Here is a 16,535-nt window from a genome sequence, read left to right as displayed (position 1 = left end):
CTTAGGCGGTTAGCAGCGACGGCTGCTCTTCCGCAGTGAAGAAGTCACCCTGCTGCGGGTAGCGCACGGTGAGACGTTGCTGCAAGACTCTCAGGTCCTGCTGGCCATGCAACCCATGACGTTGACGCCACTGCGCTCGTCGCAGGATTTCGTCCACTCGGCTGCTCTGACCCTTGGCCGGCCGAACGACGCCGAATGAGAGGTACGTCTCATAGCCAGTCGTCCAGTACTGCTGGGGAGAGGCACGTTCCTGCAACATCCGGTCAGCCTCGAAGTCCAAGAAGAGCCAGGCTGCTTCTTCGTCGACCTCGCTGTCCCCTTCCACGTCGAAGACTGCACGTCCGTTGTTCAGCGTCTTGAGCTCAGGGCCACACGACTCTGAGAACTGCTCCCAGGACGGCATTCGCAGGCCGGTGACCTCAAGCGGAGAGGTGATGTCGTCGTTCCAGTCTCCGACATAGATGCGACCAAGCCTCGGCACCGGCGTCTTAGGCGTCTCCTTGACCGCCGGAGGGAACCACCGTGCTCCCGCCTCGAACTGCTTCCAGATGCGCAAGGCACTGAAGGGTGGTGCGATCGCGTACTGGCTCCATCGAGCGTCGATGGCCAGCAGTTGCGCTGCTGAGATGATCGGCACGCCAGAAGCCGCCTGGGCTGTCAGCGTGTACTTGAGGAGGTCCGAGAGCATATCGGATGAGTAGGTGTCAGCAGCCACCTCGATGAACCCGTCCTTGATCGTGCGCCCGACGTAGGTTCTACGGTTCCAGTCGTACTGCGTGTAAGCGATGAAGTCGCGAAGTGCGGCAAGAGGCTTCATGAAGCCATAGCGAGAAGGATCCGACCGGATCATTTCGTGCATCGACCTGTCGTGGCGCACCGCGGTGCATGCCCAACATCCGAACCGGCTAGAACATGGCTTCGAGTTCTTCAGAGACTCGGCGTCAGCGACCACCACGCATCCACTGGCACCAGCGGCCCGGTACGTGTCCATCGTGGCCTCAAAGTCGCTGTACGAGGGAATCACACCTGAGTTGCATAGGCCCAGGTACATCCACACGTCATCCGTCACCCAGTCCAGCAAGGGGCTGAGGCGCGGGCGCCCTTCGCTATCGATCCAGATCGTTCTCGACTCTTCCCTGCGGCTCTCGATGCTGGCAGCCCGCACAGCTGATTCGTCGCGCCGAACGCCAGTCATCAGCACTGGCCTCTGCCACCCTTGAGCGCACAACTCGCGTTCCAGACTGGCAATTTCCCTGGCGCTTGCTTCGCGCTTCCAGCTCGAGGAGCAGTCCCGCCGGGTGTCCGGGAACGTCGGCAACGCCCTTCCCCCGATCACCCTGACAGGGAACGAGTCCCAGAATGCCGGACGAGCAATCCGAAGCATGAAGCCGACACCATGTCGATCTGCGAAGGATTTCGCCTTCTTGAGTTCGCTGTGTGCCAGTTCTGAAATCACGGGCGATTCGACGCCTACGTCGGAATGCACCGCACAGACAAGTGCCTTCCGCCCCTGCTTGACACGCTCCGCCGCAGCGCAGAGGACCAAGTTCAAGAGGACGCTCGAGTCCTTGCCGGCCGAGAATGCCACGAGCGGAACTCGAGACTCGTCCATGACCGCGTGGATCGCGGCCAATGCCATCGCCTCGGGCGTCTCACCTCTGATGTCGATTGCCTGCTGCACGCTTAACTCCTTTGCGTACAGCTTCTCTCAGCCTCCAGGCCGTTCAAGGCCTGCGCCCATCAAGTGCGCCAGGTGAAGGCAAGATTTCCTGGATGCCTCAAGCGCCGAAACTGCCCTTCTTCCAGAGCGCGCTTCACATACGACTGACCAGACTCTCCAAGGCGTCTCGCCGGCGCGCCGAGGTTCTCAAGCTGGCGGATCGCATACGCGGCTCCTTGCTCCTCCAGGCGGATCTTGGAAAGAGCCCGCTCGCTCACGGTTCGACCATCGCGCGAGAGGATGAGCGTTCGTGCCGACGCTCTACCTGCATACCGTCCGTTGAATGCGCGATAGACAACGCCCTGGTGGCCCGGTTTGATGATCTCTCCGGTGGCTGAACGCCTTTCAACGGGGTCAGCGTAAGACAAGACACCGCGTACCTCGGGCAGAAGCTTTCGCATCAATCTGAAGGTCCTGCCGAGGAACCAACTCTCACCGTTGCCTGGCACTTCGTCATCGAGCACCAGGCGTCCGATCTCGATGCCCAGGCGCGGATCGAGCCCATCCAGCCATGCCGGGATTGCTTGCTCCTGGATCGGCACCGACAACACGATGGCTCCTACCAGCTTCTCACTCAGAAACGGCGATGCCTTCTCGAAGAGCCCAATCTGCTTCCGGGCTGCTGGCATTGAGCCGCTGTAGTGCGTCTTCGTGACATACGCCTTCGCTTCACTGAACTCGATCGGACGTGCTTCGTATCGGTTCGGGTCGAAAGGCTCTCCAGCGGGTCGATAGGACGCTCTGCGGCCGCGCCATCGCTGGCAGTGCTCGAACAGAAAGAGCTGCTCAGGCTTGCTGCTCATGTGTGACGCGATCAAGGTCGGCGCTAAACGATGCGGGAAAAGTGAACTGCGCGATGGGCCGACCGCCAATCGGTGCGAGCTTGATCTGAGCGCCGTCCCGGAAAGGGCTTTCCCGGCCAGGCCATGCAGACCGATGAAACCAGGACATCCAAGCCATGTACTGCAACCACGCTTGCCGACGGCCTTCGAAGTTGATCCCCGAGATGTTGTTGAAGATGACCGCCATGCTCGACTCGTCGCCTACCCAAAGCCACTCGCCTGCGCTGTCCTGAATTTCGTGGGTGTGGGGAGTGGGGCTCGTGATAGATCTGTGCATCGATGAATTCCTCCTGCACCCAGTCTCGCAACGCTCACCGGGATTTCAACCACGGCCACTCAGGCTTCTTCGAGCTCGAAGCCCCCTACCGAAGCCTTCTCGCGTGCGCTGGCCATCAGTTCCGCGTAACGCTGCATCACCGTATCCGCGTCTGTGAATTGCACGGTCAGTCCCACTGCGCTGGCGACCTCTCTTCGAACCCAAGCGATCGTGTGCGCTTCATGCTCCGATGGCATTGCGGTCGGCCACCCTTTTTTGAACAGCAGGTGCTCCGCCAGATGCGCCTCTGCTGCTTGCCGCGCGGCGGCACGCTCTTTCGCTTCTGCCAGCCTGCCCTTGGTGTCTGCATCCAGGAGAGCCGGAGCAACATCCCCGAGCCAGCGGTTCCCTTGGAATGAGAACGTCGATTCAATCTCAAGGTCGACCATCTCACGATAGATCGCTTCGTTGTCTGAGCACGATGCCGCAGCTACCAGGTCGTTAAGCGAGGACATGATGCAATAGGAACATGAGACTCGGCTGCTGCCATATATCGTGTACGCAGGATGCAGCTGATCACCTTTCGATTTGATGTACGCATTGACCTCTTGCCGCGTCCATCCAAGGATCGGATTCCACGTGTGGCCAACGCCTCTCTTCCTCATGGTCCTGTAGTCCTGCTTCCACACTGGCATCTTCGCTCGCGATGAACTTTCGTCGCGTCTGATGCCTACTGCTGAAACAACATCACCGGTTGGGAAGCGTTTGCGCATTGCGCTCGCAAGCACCTGGCCCTTCAATTCACCCGAGCAGAAGCGCGAGGTTGGCGTGCTCCAGGGCAGGATCAACTTCACGCATTCGAGGACCTTGTACCGGGCTACGTTGTTCTTCCAACGGTTCAACCATCGATCCATCATGTCGCCCGCTTGACGTCGCACGACGATGAGTTCGATCCCAAGCCGACTCGCCAATCGCTCGCAAACTGGGAGGCTCTCTCGCCACTCCACACGTCCAAGATCGCTGTGGATCAGAAATCGTGGACCAGCGTGACCCACCTCCTGCAGATGGTCCGAGACGCGATAGGCCAGCGCCATTGAATCTCGTCCACCGCTCACCCCGATGAACACAGGCGCCGCTCGACCCAGTACCACGTCGATTTCGGGACTCGTTTCGATGCCGTAGGCCCGTTGGGTTCCTCCGATCCCGAAGAGGTCGAGCTGGGGAATGCTTGGCGTGCTGCGCATTCCACTGATGGCGGACAGTGATTCCATTCCCATCGCGGACAGCGTTCCAGGCGATGGCGGACACGCTGCGCGGGTGTCCTGAGTGACGCTGCAATCGTAGCCGAACTGTCCGCCATCAGCGTGGAACGGTGCTCGGCACGGGCGGCTCAGGCGGTCTTGGTGAGCTTTCTCATCGACTCGCCCTTGAGGGCTATCTTGTGTGAACCGTGCACGATGCGGTCCAGGATGGCGTCGGCCAGCGTGGGCTCGTCCAGCCAGGCGTGCCAGGCCGTCACCGGCAACTGGCTGGTGATGAGCGTCGAGCGCGTGCCCACCCGGTCGTCCAGCAACTCCAGCAGGTCGTTTCGCTCGTGCGCGGCAATCGGTGCGATACCGAAGTCGTCCAGGATGAGCAGGTCCAGCCGGGCCAGTTGCCCCAGCCGTTTGCCAAAGCTACCGTCGCCGTGGGCCACGTGCAGCTCCTGCAGCAGCCGTGGCGCGCGGGTGTAGAGGACAGAGAACCCCAGGCGCGCGGCCTGCTGCCCCAGTGCGCAGGCCAGCCACGTCTTGCCGCAACCGGTGGCACCGGTGAGCAGCACGTTGTGACCATGGCGCAGCCAGTCCCCGCCGGCCAGACTGGTGATGACCTCCCGGCTCAGGCCCCGGCTGGCGCGCCAGTCGATGTCCTCCAGGCAGGCACTACAGACCTTCAAACGGGCGGCCTTGAGCAGCCGCTCCAGGCGTTTGCCGTCACGCCAGTCCACCTCGCGCTGCACCAGCAGCGCCAGGCGTTGTTCAAAGGGCAGCTCGCTGGCCATGAGGTGGGTGGCCACGTCGCTGAGGGCGGCCACCATGCCGTCCAGGCGCAGGGTGCGCAGTTGGTTGAGGGTCTGTTCGTTGAGCATGGTTGTTCCTTGTTTGTTTCGCTTCGGTGTCTGGGCTTCTCAGTGGTAGTAGCCCGGCCCGCGCACGTTCTCGTGCAGTGGCAGGCTGGCCTGTGTGGCCTGCGCGGTGATGGGGGCGTCCAGCGGGCGCTGGTCCAGGCCGCAACTGAGGATGGACGCAATGCTCTTGTAGGACGGTGAGCGAATCGACTGTGCCCGCGCGCAGGCTGCTTCCAGGCGCTGGACACCGTACTCGCGGCCCAGGCGCATGAGACCCAGACAGGAGCGGTAACCCTGCTCGGGATGCTGGCGGTGCTCCATCTGCCAGCGCACCACGGCGGCGGTGGCCGCGCCCACGCGCTCACCCCAGGCGATGAGCTTGGCAGGGGTCCACTGAAGATGCTCGCGATGTGAGGCCGGCATGTGCTCGGGCACGGTGGTGTGCGCGCCCCGGCGAGGATTGAGGATGTGGGCGGCCACCCGCCTGTTGCCGTGCAGAACCTCGAGCGTGGTGGCCGTGATGCGCAACTCGACCTTCTCGCCCACCAGCGCGTGGGGCACCGAGTAGTAGTGGCCATCGAGCTCGACGTGGTAGTCGATGTTGACGCGGGCGGGCTTGAAGCGGGCGATGGGCATGCGCACCGCCGGCAGGGGGCGCAGGGCCGGCCTGTCGAGCTCGGCAAAGGCGCTGGCGCGGTTACCCGGCAGCTTCTTGAACGCGCGCTGGTTCAAGTCCACCAGCAAGGCGGCAATCGCCCGGTTGAGCTCGGCCAGACTGAAGAAGGTCTGGTGGCGCAGCCGCGCCAGAATCCAGCGCTCGACCACCTGCACGGCGACCTCCACCTTGGGTTTGTCGCGTGGCTTGGCCGGGCGCGCCGGCATCACGGCCAGGCTGTAGTGGGCCGAGAGTTCTTCGAGCAGGCGGTGCGCGGTGGGCTCGTAGCGGTCGGGACGGGCCATGAGTGCGCGCGGCTGGTCAGGCACCAGCAGGCGGGGCACGCCGCCGATGAACTCCAGCGTGGCGATGATGCTGGCCGCCCAGTCGGCGGCCTTCTGGCTGGCGGTGGCGCAGGCATAGGTGTAGTTCGATGCCCCCAACACCGCCACAAACACCTGGGCCTGGCGAATCTCGCCAGTGCCTGCATCCACGACAGGCAGGCTCTGGCCGGCGTAGTCCACAAACAGCTTGTCGCCGGCCTCGTGGTTCTGGCGCATGGAGCGCTGCAGGCGCCGGGCCCAGGCCTTGTACTTCTCGCAGAAGGCGCTGTACTTGTAAGCCTGCCCGGCGTGCTGGTGCTGGTACTCCTCCCACAGCAGTTGCAGCGTCACGCCGGGGCGACGCAGTTCCCGGTGCAGGTGGGCATAGTCGGGCTCGAGGTGGCGGGACTGGCGGGCCACCGCTGGCTTGTACAGCCGGGCCTGCAGTTCTTCGTCGCTCAAGGTCTGGGCCAGCGCCCAGTCCACGGCGGCCACGCGCGCGTAGCTGGCTATCTCGCTGACGGTGGATTTGGAGATGCCGAGAGCGGCACCGATTTGACGGGTGCTCAAGGCCCCGCCGTGCAGCAGTTGCAGTGTATGTCGTAATTTGCTCATGGTGACCCTGGGTGTGGGCATCGCTGGTTCCGGTCAAAAAACCGGTCAGCGTATGCCGCGTTCGGGTCACTCAGAACACCCCGCAGGTGTCCGCCATCAGTTTGGAATGCTGTCCGCCATCAGCCTGGAATCGTGTCCGCCATCGCGTGGAATACGCAGCGTGCTGTCGTGGTTGGTGTTCATCGTTGGCCTCCACGACAGGCTACGGCACCACCTGCTCTCTACAACTCGGCCGGAAACTTCACGGTCTCGAAGACAAGTGAGCATGCGACACGCTTGCTGATCGAAGCACTACCACTTTGTCAAGGCCCGTGGCAAACTAACACCGCTTCCTGTTGGCGCTCGTGCTGACACAGCCTTCTCCGAAAGCCGTCTTCGGCTCTAGTTGAGGTCTAAAGGTGCTCCTGCACTTTTGGCGTTCGCAGTCGTGACCTGCACTTGAATCGGCCACTCGCTGGCCACGTCGCTTCTCAAGCGATTCATCCCTTCAGCAACCGGCACCTCGCCGGCGGCCCACATCTTCGTGGTGGACTCTTGTCCGCCACTTGATAACAGAGGCTTCCCAGCCTCTACATCGCAAGAGACCCACGCTTCGGCACGGGTCCCTTGCACATCCAATGGGCCCGCCGCCAGGTGGAGCTCTCAACCCGAATGGGGAACACTGTTTCTCCATCCGGGGGCGTGGTGTTCCCCTTTTGCTCTTGAGCAAAGGAGATCGCCATGTATCCCACTTCCCAAGCAGTGTGCTGCCTTCTCGGTGGCTCGGGTCGGCAACAGCAATTCGCTGTGCCGCAAAAGAAGCTTCCCGCCTTGTGCGCCCCGAGTGTGAGCCGTTCTACGGCAAGCGTCTCGTCGGCTTCCTGACCAGTTCGATCCTCACGGAGCGCAACTGGACATGGACAAGGAAGAGTGGAAGAGCTTTCTTCGTTTCATCGACGAAGGAAGCGAGAGAGAGCTCCAACAGCGAAAGAAGGCGCTTCAGAAAGTCCTGACCTTGGTCAGCGACCCTGGAGTTCGTTCTGATGCTCGTCGGATGCTTCGGCTTGTGGACGAAGAGGTGCTGATTCGTCAGAACCTGTCCGTACGCAAGAAAGCGTCCCGTTAGCGGAACGCGTGAGTCGTCTTGAGAGGGAATCGAATGTTGGCCGGCCCAGTGCCGCTGCCCACAGAAGATCTCTCTCGAGCGTCGCACGTCCGCCTTCGATCGCCTGAAGAGATACGCCTGAACGATTCATTTCGTAATGGCTTTCAAGTGAGTGCACTGCCAAACGGTGTGCTGATGCTAACCCCACGGGGACTTCCTGTCCCCGCCCGGGATGGTTCGTCTCCGTGTCGCCCACAGGAGTTCAACCATGACCCCCGACCATCGTCTGCAGCCACCCTCGCAGATCAACCCCCGACCCGGCACCCGCCGGGCCACGGAGGAAGATCACGCCTGGGCCCAGCTGTACCGAGACATTGGCCAACCTTCCACAGCCGAAGAAGTGGTCAAACATCTCGACAAGAAGGACAACATTGCCGTGCGCGATCAGCACATGGCTCTGTACCTTCGCGCCAAAGACACCCTGCGGCGCCACGCCGAGGCAAAAGTCCGCGCTCAACGCGTTGGCCTTTTCCTTCGCCAGGTCGTCTTCTATGGCGTCATCAACCCGGTCGTCCAGCTGTTCAACGGCGTCCGGTGGCTCTTCACGTGGGGCGGTGAAGCTGGTTTGGAGGCCTTGCCTCTGACTGCTTCTCCCGCTGTCGCGCGTGTTCGCGAGCTGAAGAAAGACCCGGAGATCGCTCCCGCGATCACCAATCTGGCGTCTCAAGCCGAGCCATCACGCCGCGTCGACGCAGCGTGACAGCTCTTCATCCAGCAACCAATGCAGGATGTCTGCCTCAGGCGAGCCATCCCTGAAGTAGTGCTTCTTGCATTGGCGGATGTATGCGTCCAGGTCGTCGAGCGTCTTCACCACTGGCCTAAAGCCGGTGATCTTTTCGAAGCGCTCGACTTCCCGTCGCGTCAACCGAATGCTGTGTCCTAAGCGAAGCATCTCGAGTACCTAGATTCCTTTCGCCATGTCGATTCATGGTTAGGGGAGTGTCGTGGTTTCGAGTCATCCCAAGCCAAAAAGGATCCGTCATGCAAATGACCCATCAGGCACTCAGCCACATCGAAGTCTCCGCACCTGCATCCATTCAGATGACTGACGACGCCCTCAATCACATTGAGGCCATCGCCGCCAGCTCTCCCTCGTGGATGCTGACTCACCTGATCAAGCTCGTTACCTACGGCTTGACCGGTGTCACCGCAGAGGTCAAGGAACGGGCTGACAACCTGCTCCTGAAGCTGAACCGCCTCGCAGATGAGGCTGTCGCGCCGCGCACCACCAGTGCTCAACCGGCCTATCTGGAACCGGCTCTGGCGCTTCCCGATGTCTCCATGCATCGGAAAGCGGCTTGAACAAGCTGCGAATCACCTGGTGAGCTCGCTCACCTAAGGAAGTCATCCGAGGCAGACACCCCACACCAGTGGGATCTCCTCGGACTTCCACCCGCACCTAGAACCGTCCAACCCACAGGAAGAACCGCAATGACCAAGTCCACTGTTTCCCTTTTCGACGCCTGCTATGCAGCAGCCCACGACGCCATGAAGCGCGTCCACGTCCGCAATTACCAGAAGATTGGTGCTTACCACGCCGGCGTCGAGGCAGCCGTCTCGGCCGTCGAGGACGCGCGTGTCGAGTCCATCGACCCTGCCACGCTCGCACTTCGTCTCTGGGCCCTCCGTGTCCTCGCCGCTCTCCGCGCACCCTGGACCCTCTGGGCCGAAGGCCTGACGGACGGCAGTTCGGCCGCGCTGCATGCAGTGCACCGGCTGCTCGAGGCGAACGACATCCGGCAGCTCACCGCGCCCGCCGACGCCGATCAGCACCCGCGTGCTGTCGCGGCGGAAGTCGCCAGCGCGCTCGGCTACAAGATCCGCATGGATGCCTCGGGTGGGAAGCTGGGATGGCGCTGGGTTCATCAGCACAACCTCCCGGTTGTCCGAACCACTGAGTCGGCCTTGACGTTTGGAAGCGCTTCCAGCGCCTACCGCAACGCATGTGAGCACGCCTTGGACCTTCTGATCCACCCAACGTGGCAGTTGCCCAAGAGCCTCGCCGTGCTGGCACAGTTCCCCAAGGAAGAACTTCTCGCCGCTTGAGCGACCGTTCTCAACTCGCCGCCCGCTTCTTCGGAAGTCTGGGCGGCTTTTTTTTCAGAGGAGCCCTACCGTCGTTTTTTTGGAGGATGCCGTTCCAGCCATTGCACACCCTCTTCGTCCCCGAAGAGCCTTGCCCGCTTCAACAGGTAGGCGTGCGTTCGAGGCCATTGGATTGCCGAAATCAGCAGCAACGCCAAGGGAAATCCGATAGAAGCTCCTTGAGCTAGAGCGCGGACCTGCACTTCTTGAGCCCCAACCATCCCACTGGCTAGAGCTCCCAAGGAAGCGACACCCACCAGCACTCCGGCAGTGCGGACCGCCATGGATCTGGTCCACGCCCACGCAACGCCCGCGCCGCAAACAACGCCTGGCTTCCAGCCTGAAGCGAAAAGCAACTCACGATTCAGATAGACAGTGATTACCAGCAGAAAGAGGCATGCCACTATCGAAAAGATGAGGCTGCGCAGACTCCGACCTTCAGGCACGTTCGATCCCGTTGATCGCCCTGAAGGCGGCTTGTTCCTCGGACGTCCTTCGTTCACGTAGCCATGAGTTGATCGTCCACAGGTCCGTCCGCCCAAACCACAGGTCTGTCGAGGCGGTTGATTTGAACAAGGAATTCGCGCACCTCCGGGTGCGCTTCTCCAAGTTCCTTGACCCGCATGCAACCTTCGCCATCCAGCCGATGCGCTTCAATAAAGGTCAGGCCACCCTGGAAGTAGCAAGTTATCAGCGACACCAGCAATAGCCCGCCCGTGTCTTCGAGGGCAGCAACGTTAATCATGCGGCCCGCCACGAGTGCCCCAACGGAAGCCCCAGCCCAGAGAGCAGCGAATACACGAGTTCGCGTTGTACGCTCACGAAGCTCGCGTTGTGTGAACGGTCTCATAGATGATCGCGCCTCCATCGTAGGATTGCACGTGGGATCAAGGTTGTCCTTCGTCCTCATGTACTTCGTGCCAAGTGATGACCAGGCACACCACGCCTAGAACAAATGCTCCCCAGTGCCATCCGCTTTGCACGGGCGCAATACGAGCAAGAACGAAGCATATCGCCCCAGCCACCCAGGTTTTTGGGCTGGCCCGTAGTGCTCCCCAAATGATGAGCGCCAGGCCCGCGAGCCTGCCAAAAAGATTCGCGAGCGCCTGTGCAAACAGGTCTACCGACGGCGACGGCGACGCATCGACCTTTGCTCGGAGAGAATCGCTGTCAGCAGCCATCACTGCGTAGATGCCAGTACCTATGGCGAGCAATAGGACTGGTTTCCAGTAGTTCCTGAAGTCGCGCACCGTCAACAAGACCTTCATGAACTTCTGTGCAACGTTCAAGCTATTGCTCATGGTCGCGTTTCGTCGATAAGCAGATGTGCGAACGTGAAAGCAATGGCACCTACACCGCAACTTCAACGAGCACCCAGTAGTCGAGCATCAGGTCAAAAAACAATGCGAGAAAGGCACCCAGTGCTAGACACCACGCAGTCACCAAACCCAGCAGGAACCTCCTCTTCGACACGCTGAGCCCCACACCGCTGCACAGGACCGCCGAGATGCCCAGTATTCGGAAGATCGCTGGAACCGCGCCGGGTTCACTCCTGGCAGCTGGCCAGAGCACCAGGTAGATCACCGCAGCTAGCGCCACATGAACGATGACCAGCATCGTCACCAGCCATGCGGGCGCATCCCTGTCACTTGACGTCACCCTTTCCATCACTCCCCCCCTTCAATCAGTTTTGAAGCCAGCGGTTCAACTTCGGAAACACCGCCAACCCTTGACGTCTGCTGAGCGGGCTTTCCCTCACAGCGCAGAACCCTGCATGCGCCAGCCCGTGGATGCCTGCATAGTGGCCGTTAGCGAGCTGCATGCGGATCCACTTGCCGGTGCCGTCGTACTCGTCATCCTGGATGATCACCTCGGGCGCCAAGCCCACCGCCCTTCCTGCAGCCCATGCCCACGCTGTTGCTTCAGGATCTGAGCATTGAATCGCTGCTCTCGCTCCCGGCGAGTCTGGGTCGCTGAAATCTGTTTCAGCGAACATCACTTCGAATGCAGAGACCAAATCGTCACAGGCCAGACCTCGGAACTTGGCCGGAATAATCGACAGATGGCCGGCTTCGTGCAAGAGTGAACTTGGGGATGCGAATGGGTCGATCTGCAGCGAGCCATGTCGAATGGACACGCCATGAATGAAGCCATGTGCACCGGGGTTCATCGTGCATACAAGACCAATGCCCTGCAGAAAGCGAACGACCCTCTCCAACTGGACGCTTGCTTCATCAGTCATCCGAGCTGGAGACATTCGATAACCTCGCGGCTGCAGCCCTTGGCCTAACGGCAGCTCATCCTATTGCATGATCTGAAGACGAAAGCCCTTCGTTCATTCTGCCAACGAGGGACCCGATCACGCGCTCGACCCTCGACGCTTCTTCGCGACCCAGTTTCCCCGCAACCCCGCACAGCTTCGCCACCGCCGACGAAACCTCATACGAAACCGCTTCTAGATCTGCCGAATCGCGCCCTTCATACGCCGCGCACTCTGACTTCCCCCTCATGCGCTGGCTCATGAGATCGAGGAAGAACAGCCGATTGGGTGATCGAACATGGTAGAGCAGCTGCGTGGATGCATAGACGCATGCGTCTCCGCCAGGGCCGGTGATCACGACAGTTTCTGTCTCCACGGTTTGAGCGAAGCCGCGATCGCGATAGCCCAGATCATTTGATGACCATGCCTGAGTGAACATCGCCACTTCGCACTGGTCTGGCTTCGGCCTCGCCATCACGGGGGACGTGCAAGCTCCGAAGAGCTTCGCTGCAAGAGGTGAATCCAGACCATCCAGATCATGATCCACCGCCTTCATCAGCGCCCAGGTGATGCTTCGAACAGGGTCTCGCATATTCATCAGTCTCTCCTCATTGGGCATGGTGACTGTCGTCTCTTGGAGGCTCCTCGGCTGCAATCGAAGCTCTGATCGCTTCCCGCAGGCTGGCATGACGCATCCAAGAGTAGGGCAAGCCAAACCGTGGATCCCGCGCCTCCAAGTGGCGCAACATGACGGCCTCTTCGGCCAGGCCTAGGGCCATTCCTGCCACCCTGGACAAGGCCTGCGGGAGCAGCGTGGACTGCCGAAGCACGCCGTCACGCCTGGACGCCACGACGGCCTCGTTCACCAACACCATCAGTTCGGCCACGATCGCTGCTGCACTGTCGTGGCGCTTGGTTGCTGGTTGATCACTGGCAGGCACCGCGGATTCCACGCTTACTCCTTCGAAAGAACCTGCTCTATGGCAACGAGCTGATCCTTCACGCATTCGCGCACACGCGAGGGCCGGAGCGAGGCTTCTCCCTTACGCGGCTTGAAACGTCTCATCCAGTTGTGGAGGTCATAGGCTTGAACGCCCAGGGCGTCAGCACGCGCTTGTACGCTTCCCGCCTCTCGGCCCTTGGACAAGAGAGGCTTGATGGCACCGTGCCGGGCCGCAGCAACCCTGTCCTTGAGCTCGTCTGCACTCAGCTCGTCCAGCGCCTCACGCGCGCCAGAAACCTCTTCGCCGGCTGCTGCCTCCAGCGTCTTAGATGCGGCCGCCGCGATTCCCTGGAGCATGCGTTGAACCTCTTCGATGGGCATGGACGGCTTATAGGACCCAGGGTCGAAGACGCCCAACACGCCATGCCTGGACACCACAGGGCCCACGTTGACGGTTGTCATTTCGTAGGTCAGCGCCGGCCCGTACGCAATGAACTGCCCGGGTTGCAGCCGCTTCAAAAGAGCTCTAGCGTTAACCGCCTTCATTCCGAGTTGCTCGGCTGCCCGTTCAACGTCGATGTCCAAGGTGGTTAGCCCTATCAACTTGTTGTCGAGGTTCGCCGCCACACCCTTGAGCAGCCCGGAGCCACGCTGAGTAGCCATGATCGGACAGAAGCCTCTCTTACGACCTCGTGCCGCCAAATCGACCATCGGCTTTTTGCTGACAGCCTTGTCCATCTGGGGTGCCAGGATCGCGGCCTCGTCAAAAGCAACGATACAGTGGCGCCAGTTTTCTTTCGGTTGGCGCATCAGCGCCTTGATGAAGTCGGCCACGAAGATCTGCATTTCTTCGATGTCGAACTCTCCTAAAGAGAGGATCGCTGAACGGCCCGAGCGAAAAATGAGATCAGCGATTTGTGCTCCGCTCTCGGGCTGGATCGGTGCGACTTCGCTGTCAGCGGCGCAGACAAGGTAGTCGAACTTCTCGGCCAATGTCACGAGTTCGCCCTCAGGGTCCACAACGATCTGTTGCACCATCCCGTGCGTTTGCTCCAACAGTCGGCGAAGCAAGTAGGACTTGCCACCACCTGACGCCGCCTGGATCAGTGCTCGCGTCGCCAGCAGCCTCCCTAAGTTGATGCCAAAGGGAGAGCCGTTTGCCTCACCAAGGATTGGCTCTTTCGTTGCCGGCGTCGGCAGCGGCGGCAGCTCGGCCGACGCTGCCTCAACCTCTTCGAAGCGCTCCTTCATCGCTGCCTCCATCACCCTTCTGCCCCTGCCCACATACCGGCACCGACCGATTGAGCCTTGTCGAGCATTTCCGCGCCGCAGTGCCCGGCCCATGACAGGAACGCTTCCCGGCTGCGGGGGCGGGCGCGACGGTCGAGAGCAACCAACGGCGACGGCGAAAGGCCACGGCCATCCCCGGTGTCCATCACCAGGTCGAAGTTCCCGCAACCGTCCCATGTGACGGTCAGCGTGTCATGCAATGCGATGTGGAAGCCGCCGATCAACCTGCGGTGCGCCGCTTGACGAAGCACCTCCATCGCATCTGTGAGGGAAGCTCCACTGTTGCGCCCCCACTGCCCCATGTCGCAAAGGAGCAGCCTGGCCAGGCCTGCCGACTCCCGAATGGCGGCCACCGCGACGATGCCGTCACGATGGCTTTGTGGTTCTGCACTTGGCGTCTCGCAGAACAACCGAAGGTAGCGAATGATTGGCTTCGTCACAGCGACTACTCCTTTGCAGTCATGTTCCCAAGACTCAGATACCTTTCAACACCTCACACCGGCATCCACCCTTTGAAGCGAAGCCACTCCACGAAGCTTTCGCAGAGTCGGATCGCCGCGCGAGCGCGGGTAAAGGCCACGTATAGGATGTTCACCGCCTCCTGGTCCACCTCTTCGATCTCGATCTCTCTTCCGTTGTCGAAGAAGCGCATGAAGTCGTCTGCCAGCCAGACTTGGTCGAACTCAAGCCCTTTCGACTTGTGCGCCGTGCTGAAGAAAATGCCTTCGAACAGGTGCCAGTCTTCCTTTCGCAGGTCAGACACGTGCCGAGCCCGGATCTCGTCGACCAATTGAGGAATCTGATGTCCGTAGTCCGCAACGACGCGAATCAGAAGCTTCAGTTCTGCGTCATCTGATTCCTCCGCCAGCGCCTCCAGGTCATCGAAGCCGTTGAAGCTGCGCAGGTACGGGTCTTTGATGAGCCCAGGCTCATTGACCCAGAGGTAGTAGGCATCGAGAACCTTGTCGAGCCTGTACCCGTCCACTCCACCAATGAAGTGGTACCGGCGCCCCGTCTTCAGGAACGCCACAGCTTCATTGAACAGGCCTGCATTCGAGCGAGCCAGCACCGCGAAGGGCTTGTTCACGTCGATCGAGAACCGGGTTTGGCGCGGCTCGCCGGCACCGATCAGCAACGGAGGCGTCGGATATTTGAAATGGCCCAGCAGCGTGTTGGCCAGCGAGGCAATCCCTTCGCCGAAGCGGAAGCTTCTGGTCAGATTCAGCCGCGTTGCACCAGACAGGAGGTCCAGCGCGTTCGCCGAGCCTCGGTACTGGTAGATGCTCTGGTTACTGTCTCCTACGAGGATCAGGTTCGCCGCCTGGTTGCGCACGATGTCGAACGTACACAGGTTCAGGTCTTGGCTCTCGTCCACTGCGATGTGGGTAAAGGTCCCGAGGCGTGGTCGGTCGAGCTGAAAGAGCTTCAGATAGCCGTCATGGGGCAGCTTCACCTGCAGGGCCCGCGGATCGACCATTTGCGCGAACACTTCCCGAGCCAGAGACACCACCGCGTGCGGGTCCCCGAGTCGGATCGCCAACTCAGGAGGAACGTGCCGAACATCGATATCGTTTTCCAGGCTTCCGAACCAACGCTGAATGGCTTGAAGCGCAGCGGTGGCCATCAGCGGTGGGCATCCGAAAAGACGCGCAATGGCTGACGGGTAGTTGTCACCCAGCTTCTGAGAAATGACGTCTCTGCCAGTCCGCCTGTCCGTGAAGAGCTGCAACGCCTTTCGGAACGACACGGAATGTGTGGTCTTGCACTCAACGTTGTGCTTGGGCATCCGCGCAGCGGCTTCGAGCTGCACAGGCTTGTTGAACGCGAGATAGAGGATGCGTGCCTTGGGTCGTGCAGCTGCATACCCCACCAGCGTGGTCGTCTTGGTCGCTCCGGCGCCGGCTTGAACCGTCAGTCGGTTGGCGCGTGACTCGATCACCGCCATCTGTTCGTCCGTGTACTTCACAAGCCCTTCCTGTTGTTGACCAATGCTGCAGGCCCACTCGGATCTGCAGACCACTTTGCAAAAGACCAGACGCACAGGACGATGTTGGTGGCGTACATGCCCACGCTCACCCACAAGCCGGCCTGGATGGACACAGCGATCAGAACCAGATTCGCCACGATCCAGCTGAGGAAAGACCTGCGGAGCTTTCGTCCGATTTGGACTTGGCCAAGGACCGTCAAGCCCCACCCGATGCCTTGAAGCACTTCGCCGATGCCGATCTCCACCTGAACCATCGCCACCTCTCTGAAAGCGCAATGGTTGGAGCCGGCCTGGATGCTGTCGAGCCA

Annotated in this window: 21 protein-coding genes; 4 read left to right on the top strand and 17 right to left on the bottom strand. The window is 60.9% G+C overall.

Going from position 1 to position 16,535, the window contains the following annotated elements; translation table 11 throughout:
• Position 1 precedes the first annotated feature (1 nt).
• The 6 genes from RXV79_RS26945 to istA all read right to left on the bottom strand — a co-directional run bounded on the left by RXV79_RS26945 (position 2) and on the right by istA (position 6,539).
• A complete protein-coding gene (locus RXV79_RS26945; RefSeq protein WP_316704488.1) occupies positions 2–1,681 on the bottom strand; it encodes a phosphoadenosine phosphosulfate reductase domain-containing protein in 1,680 nt (559 codons plus the stop codon).
• Positions 1,682–1,740: 59 nt separating this feature from the next.
• Positions 1,741–2,523 carry a Mom family adenine methylcarbamoylation protein gene (locus RXV79_RS26940; RefSeq protein WP_316704486.1) on the bottom strand — a complete coding sequence of 261 codons (783 nt, stop codon included), beginning with the start codon at positions 2,521–2,523 and terminating at the stop codon, positions 1,741–1,743.
• Positions 2,507–2,749: a DUF7688 family protein gene (locus RXV79_RS26935; RefSeq protein ID WP_316704484.1), complete on the bottom strand. Its 243-nt coding sequence runs from the start codon at positions 2,747–2,749 to the stop codon at positions 2,507–2,509. Before RXV79_RS26935 ends, RXV79_RS26940 begins: the two co-directional genes overlap by 17 nt.
• Positions 2,750–2,898: 149 nt before the next feature.
• Positions 2,899–4,089, bottom strand: coding sequence for a phosphoadenosine phosphosulfate reductase domain-containing protein (locus RXV79_RS26930; RefSeq protein ID WP_316704483.1), 1,191 nt, complete (start codon positions 4,087–4,089; stop codon positions 2,899–2,901).
• Positions 4,090–4,208: 119 nt separating this feature from the next.
• Positions 4,209–4,946, bottom strand: coding sequence for an IS21-like element helper ATPase IstB (istB, locus tag RXV79_RS26925; RefSeq protein ID WP_316699555.1), 738 nt, complete (start codon positions 4,944–4,946; stop codon positions 4,209–4,211).
• Between the two features lie 39 nt (positions 4,947–4,985).
• On the bottom strand, positions 4,986–6,539 hold the full coding sequence (gene istA, locus RXV79_RS26920; protein WP_316699556.1) for an IS21 family transposase: 1,554 nt from the start codon (positions 6,537–6,539) through the stop codon (positions 4,986–4,988).
• 874 nt (positions 6,540–7,413) lie between these two features.
• On the opposite strand from istA, the gene RXV79_RS26915 reads away from it, so the two are divergent.
• Both RXV79_RS26915 and RXV79_RS26910 read left to right on the top strand, forming a co-directional pair.
• A complete protein-coding gene (locus RXV79_RS26915; protein ID WP_316704482.1) occupies positions 7,414–7,623 on the top strand; it encodes a hypothetical protein in 210 nt (69 codons plus the stop codon).
• A gap of 247 nt (positions 7,624–7,870) precedes the next feature.
• Positions 7,871–8,362: a hypothetical protein gene (locus tag RXV79_RS26910; RefSeq protein WP_316704479.1), complete on the top strand. Its 492-nt coding sequence runs from the start codon at positions 7,871–7,873 to the stop codon at positions 8,360–8,362.
• Here RXV79_RS26910 and RXV79_RS26905 read toward each other — a convergent pair.
• A complete protein-coding gene (locus tag RXV79_RS26905; protein WP_316704477.1) occupies positions 8,339–8,527 on the bottom strand; it encodes a hypothetical protein in 189 nt (62 codons plus the stop codon). The two genes, RXV79_RS26910 and RXV79_RS26905, sit on opposite strands and share 24 nt — an antisense overlap.
• Before the next feature lie 116 nt (positions 8,528–8,643).
• Between RXV79_RS26905 and RXV79_RS26900 the strand changes: the two genes are divergently transcribed.
• Together RXV79_RS26900 and RXV79_RS26895 are read left to right on the top strand one after the other, a co-directional pair.
• A complete protein-coding gene (locus RXV79_RS26900; protein WP_316704476.1) occupies positions 8,644–8,964 on the top strand; it encodes a hypothetical protein in 321 nt (106 codons plus the stop codon).
• Between the two features lie 129 nt (positions 8,965–9,093).
• Positions 9,094–9,708 (top strand): hypothetical protein, encoded by a 615-nt coding sequence (locus RXV79_RS26895; protein ID WP_316704475.1) that lies wholly within the window; start codon positions 9,094–9,096, stop codon positions 9,706–9,708.
• Positions 9,709–10,246: 538 nt separating this feature from the next.
• On the opposite strand, the gene RXV79_RS26890 is transcribed toward RXV79_RS26895, so the two are convergent.
• From RXV79_RS26890 to RXV79_RS26845, 10 genes are all read right to left on the bottom strand, one after another.
• The gene (locus RXV79_RS26890) at positions 10,247–10,492 is read right to left on the bottom strand and encodes a hypothetical protein (RefSeq protein ID WP_316704473.1); all 246 of its coding nucleotides are present in this window, start codon (positions 10,490–10,492) and stop codon (positions 10,247–10,249) included.
• Positions 10,493–10,634: 142 nt separating this feature from the next.
• Positions 10,635–11,036, bottom strand: a complete 402-nt coding sequence (locus tag RXV79_RS26885; RefSeq protein WP_316704470.1) for a hypothetical protein — start codon at positions 11,034–11,036, stop codon at positions 10,635–10,637.
• A gap of 61 nt (positions 11,037–11,097) precedes the next feature.
• Positions 11,098–11,415, bottom strand: coding sequence for a hypothetical protein (locus RXV79_RS26880; RefSeq protein WP_316704469.1), 318 nt, complete (start codon positions 11,413–11,415; stop codon positions 11,098–11,100).
• Positions 11,416–11,431: 16 nt separating this feature from the next.
• Entirely contained in the window at positions 11,432–11,989 is a 558-nt protein-coding gene (locus RXV79_RS26875) for a hypothetical protein (RefSeq protein ID WP_316704467.1), read from the bottom strand.
• Between the two features lie 55 nt (positions 11,990–12,044).
• The gene (locus RXV79_RS26870) at positions 12,045–12,605 is read right to left on the bottom strand and encodes a hypothetical protein (RefSeq protein WP_316704465.1); all 561 of its coding nucleotides are present in this window, start codon (positions 12,603–12,605) and stop codon (positions 12,045–12,047) included.
• A gap of 10 nt (positions 12,606–12,615) precedes the next feature.
• Complete coding sequence (locus tag RXV79_RS26865; protein ID WP_316704463.1) at positions 12,616–12,960, bottom strand: hypothetical protein; 345 nt, start codon at positions 12,958–12,960, stop codon at positions 12,616–12,618.
• 2 nt (positions 12,961–12,962) lie between these two features.
• Positions 12,963–14,201, bottom strand: a complete 1,239-nt coding sequence (locus RXV79_RS26860) for an ATP-binding protein (RefSeq protein ID WP_316704462.1) — start codon at positions 14,199–14,201, stop codon at positions 12,963–12,965.
• Between the two features lie 11 nt (positions 14,202–14,212).
• Complete coding sequence (locus RXV79_RS26855; RefSeq protein WP_316704461.1) at positions 14,213–14,680, bottom strand: hypothetical protein; 468 nt, start codon at positions 14,678–14,680, stop codon at positions 14,213–14,215.
• Between the two features lie 53 nt (positions 14,681–14,733).
• The gene (locus RXV79_RS26850) at positions 14,734–16,206 is read right to left on the bottom strand and encodes a UvrD-helicase domain-containing protein (RefSeq protein ID WP_316704460.1); all 1,473 of its coding nucleotides are present in this window, start codon (positions 16,204–16,206) and stop codon (positions 14,734–14,736) included.
• Positions 16,203–16,481 carry a nicotinamide mononucleotide transporter gene (locus tag RXV79_RS26845; RefSeq protein ID WP_316704536.1) on the bottom strand — a complete coding sequence of 93 codons (279 nt, stop codon included), beginning with the start codon at positions 16,479–16,481 and terminating at the stop codon, positions 16,203–16,205. Before RXV79_RS26845 ends, RXV79_RS26850 begins: the two co-directional genes overlap by 4 nt.
• Positions 16,482–16,535 lie beyond the last annotated feature (54 nt).

This window comes from Piscinibacter gummiphilus (assembly GCF_032681285.1).
Classification (GTDB): Bacteria; Pseudomonadota; Gammaproteobacteria; order Burkholderiales; family Burkholderiaceae_C; genus Rhizobacter; species Rhizobacter gummiphilus_A.
This window is presented reverse-complemented; position numbering and strand designations above follow the sequence as displayed.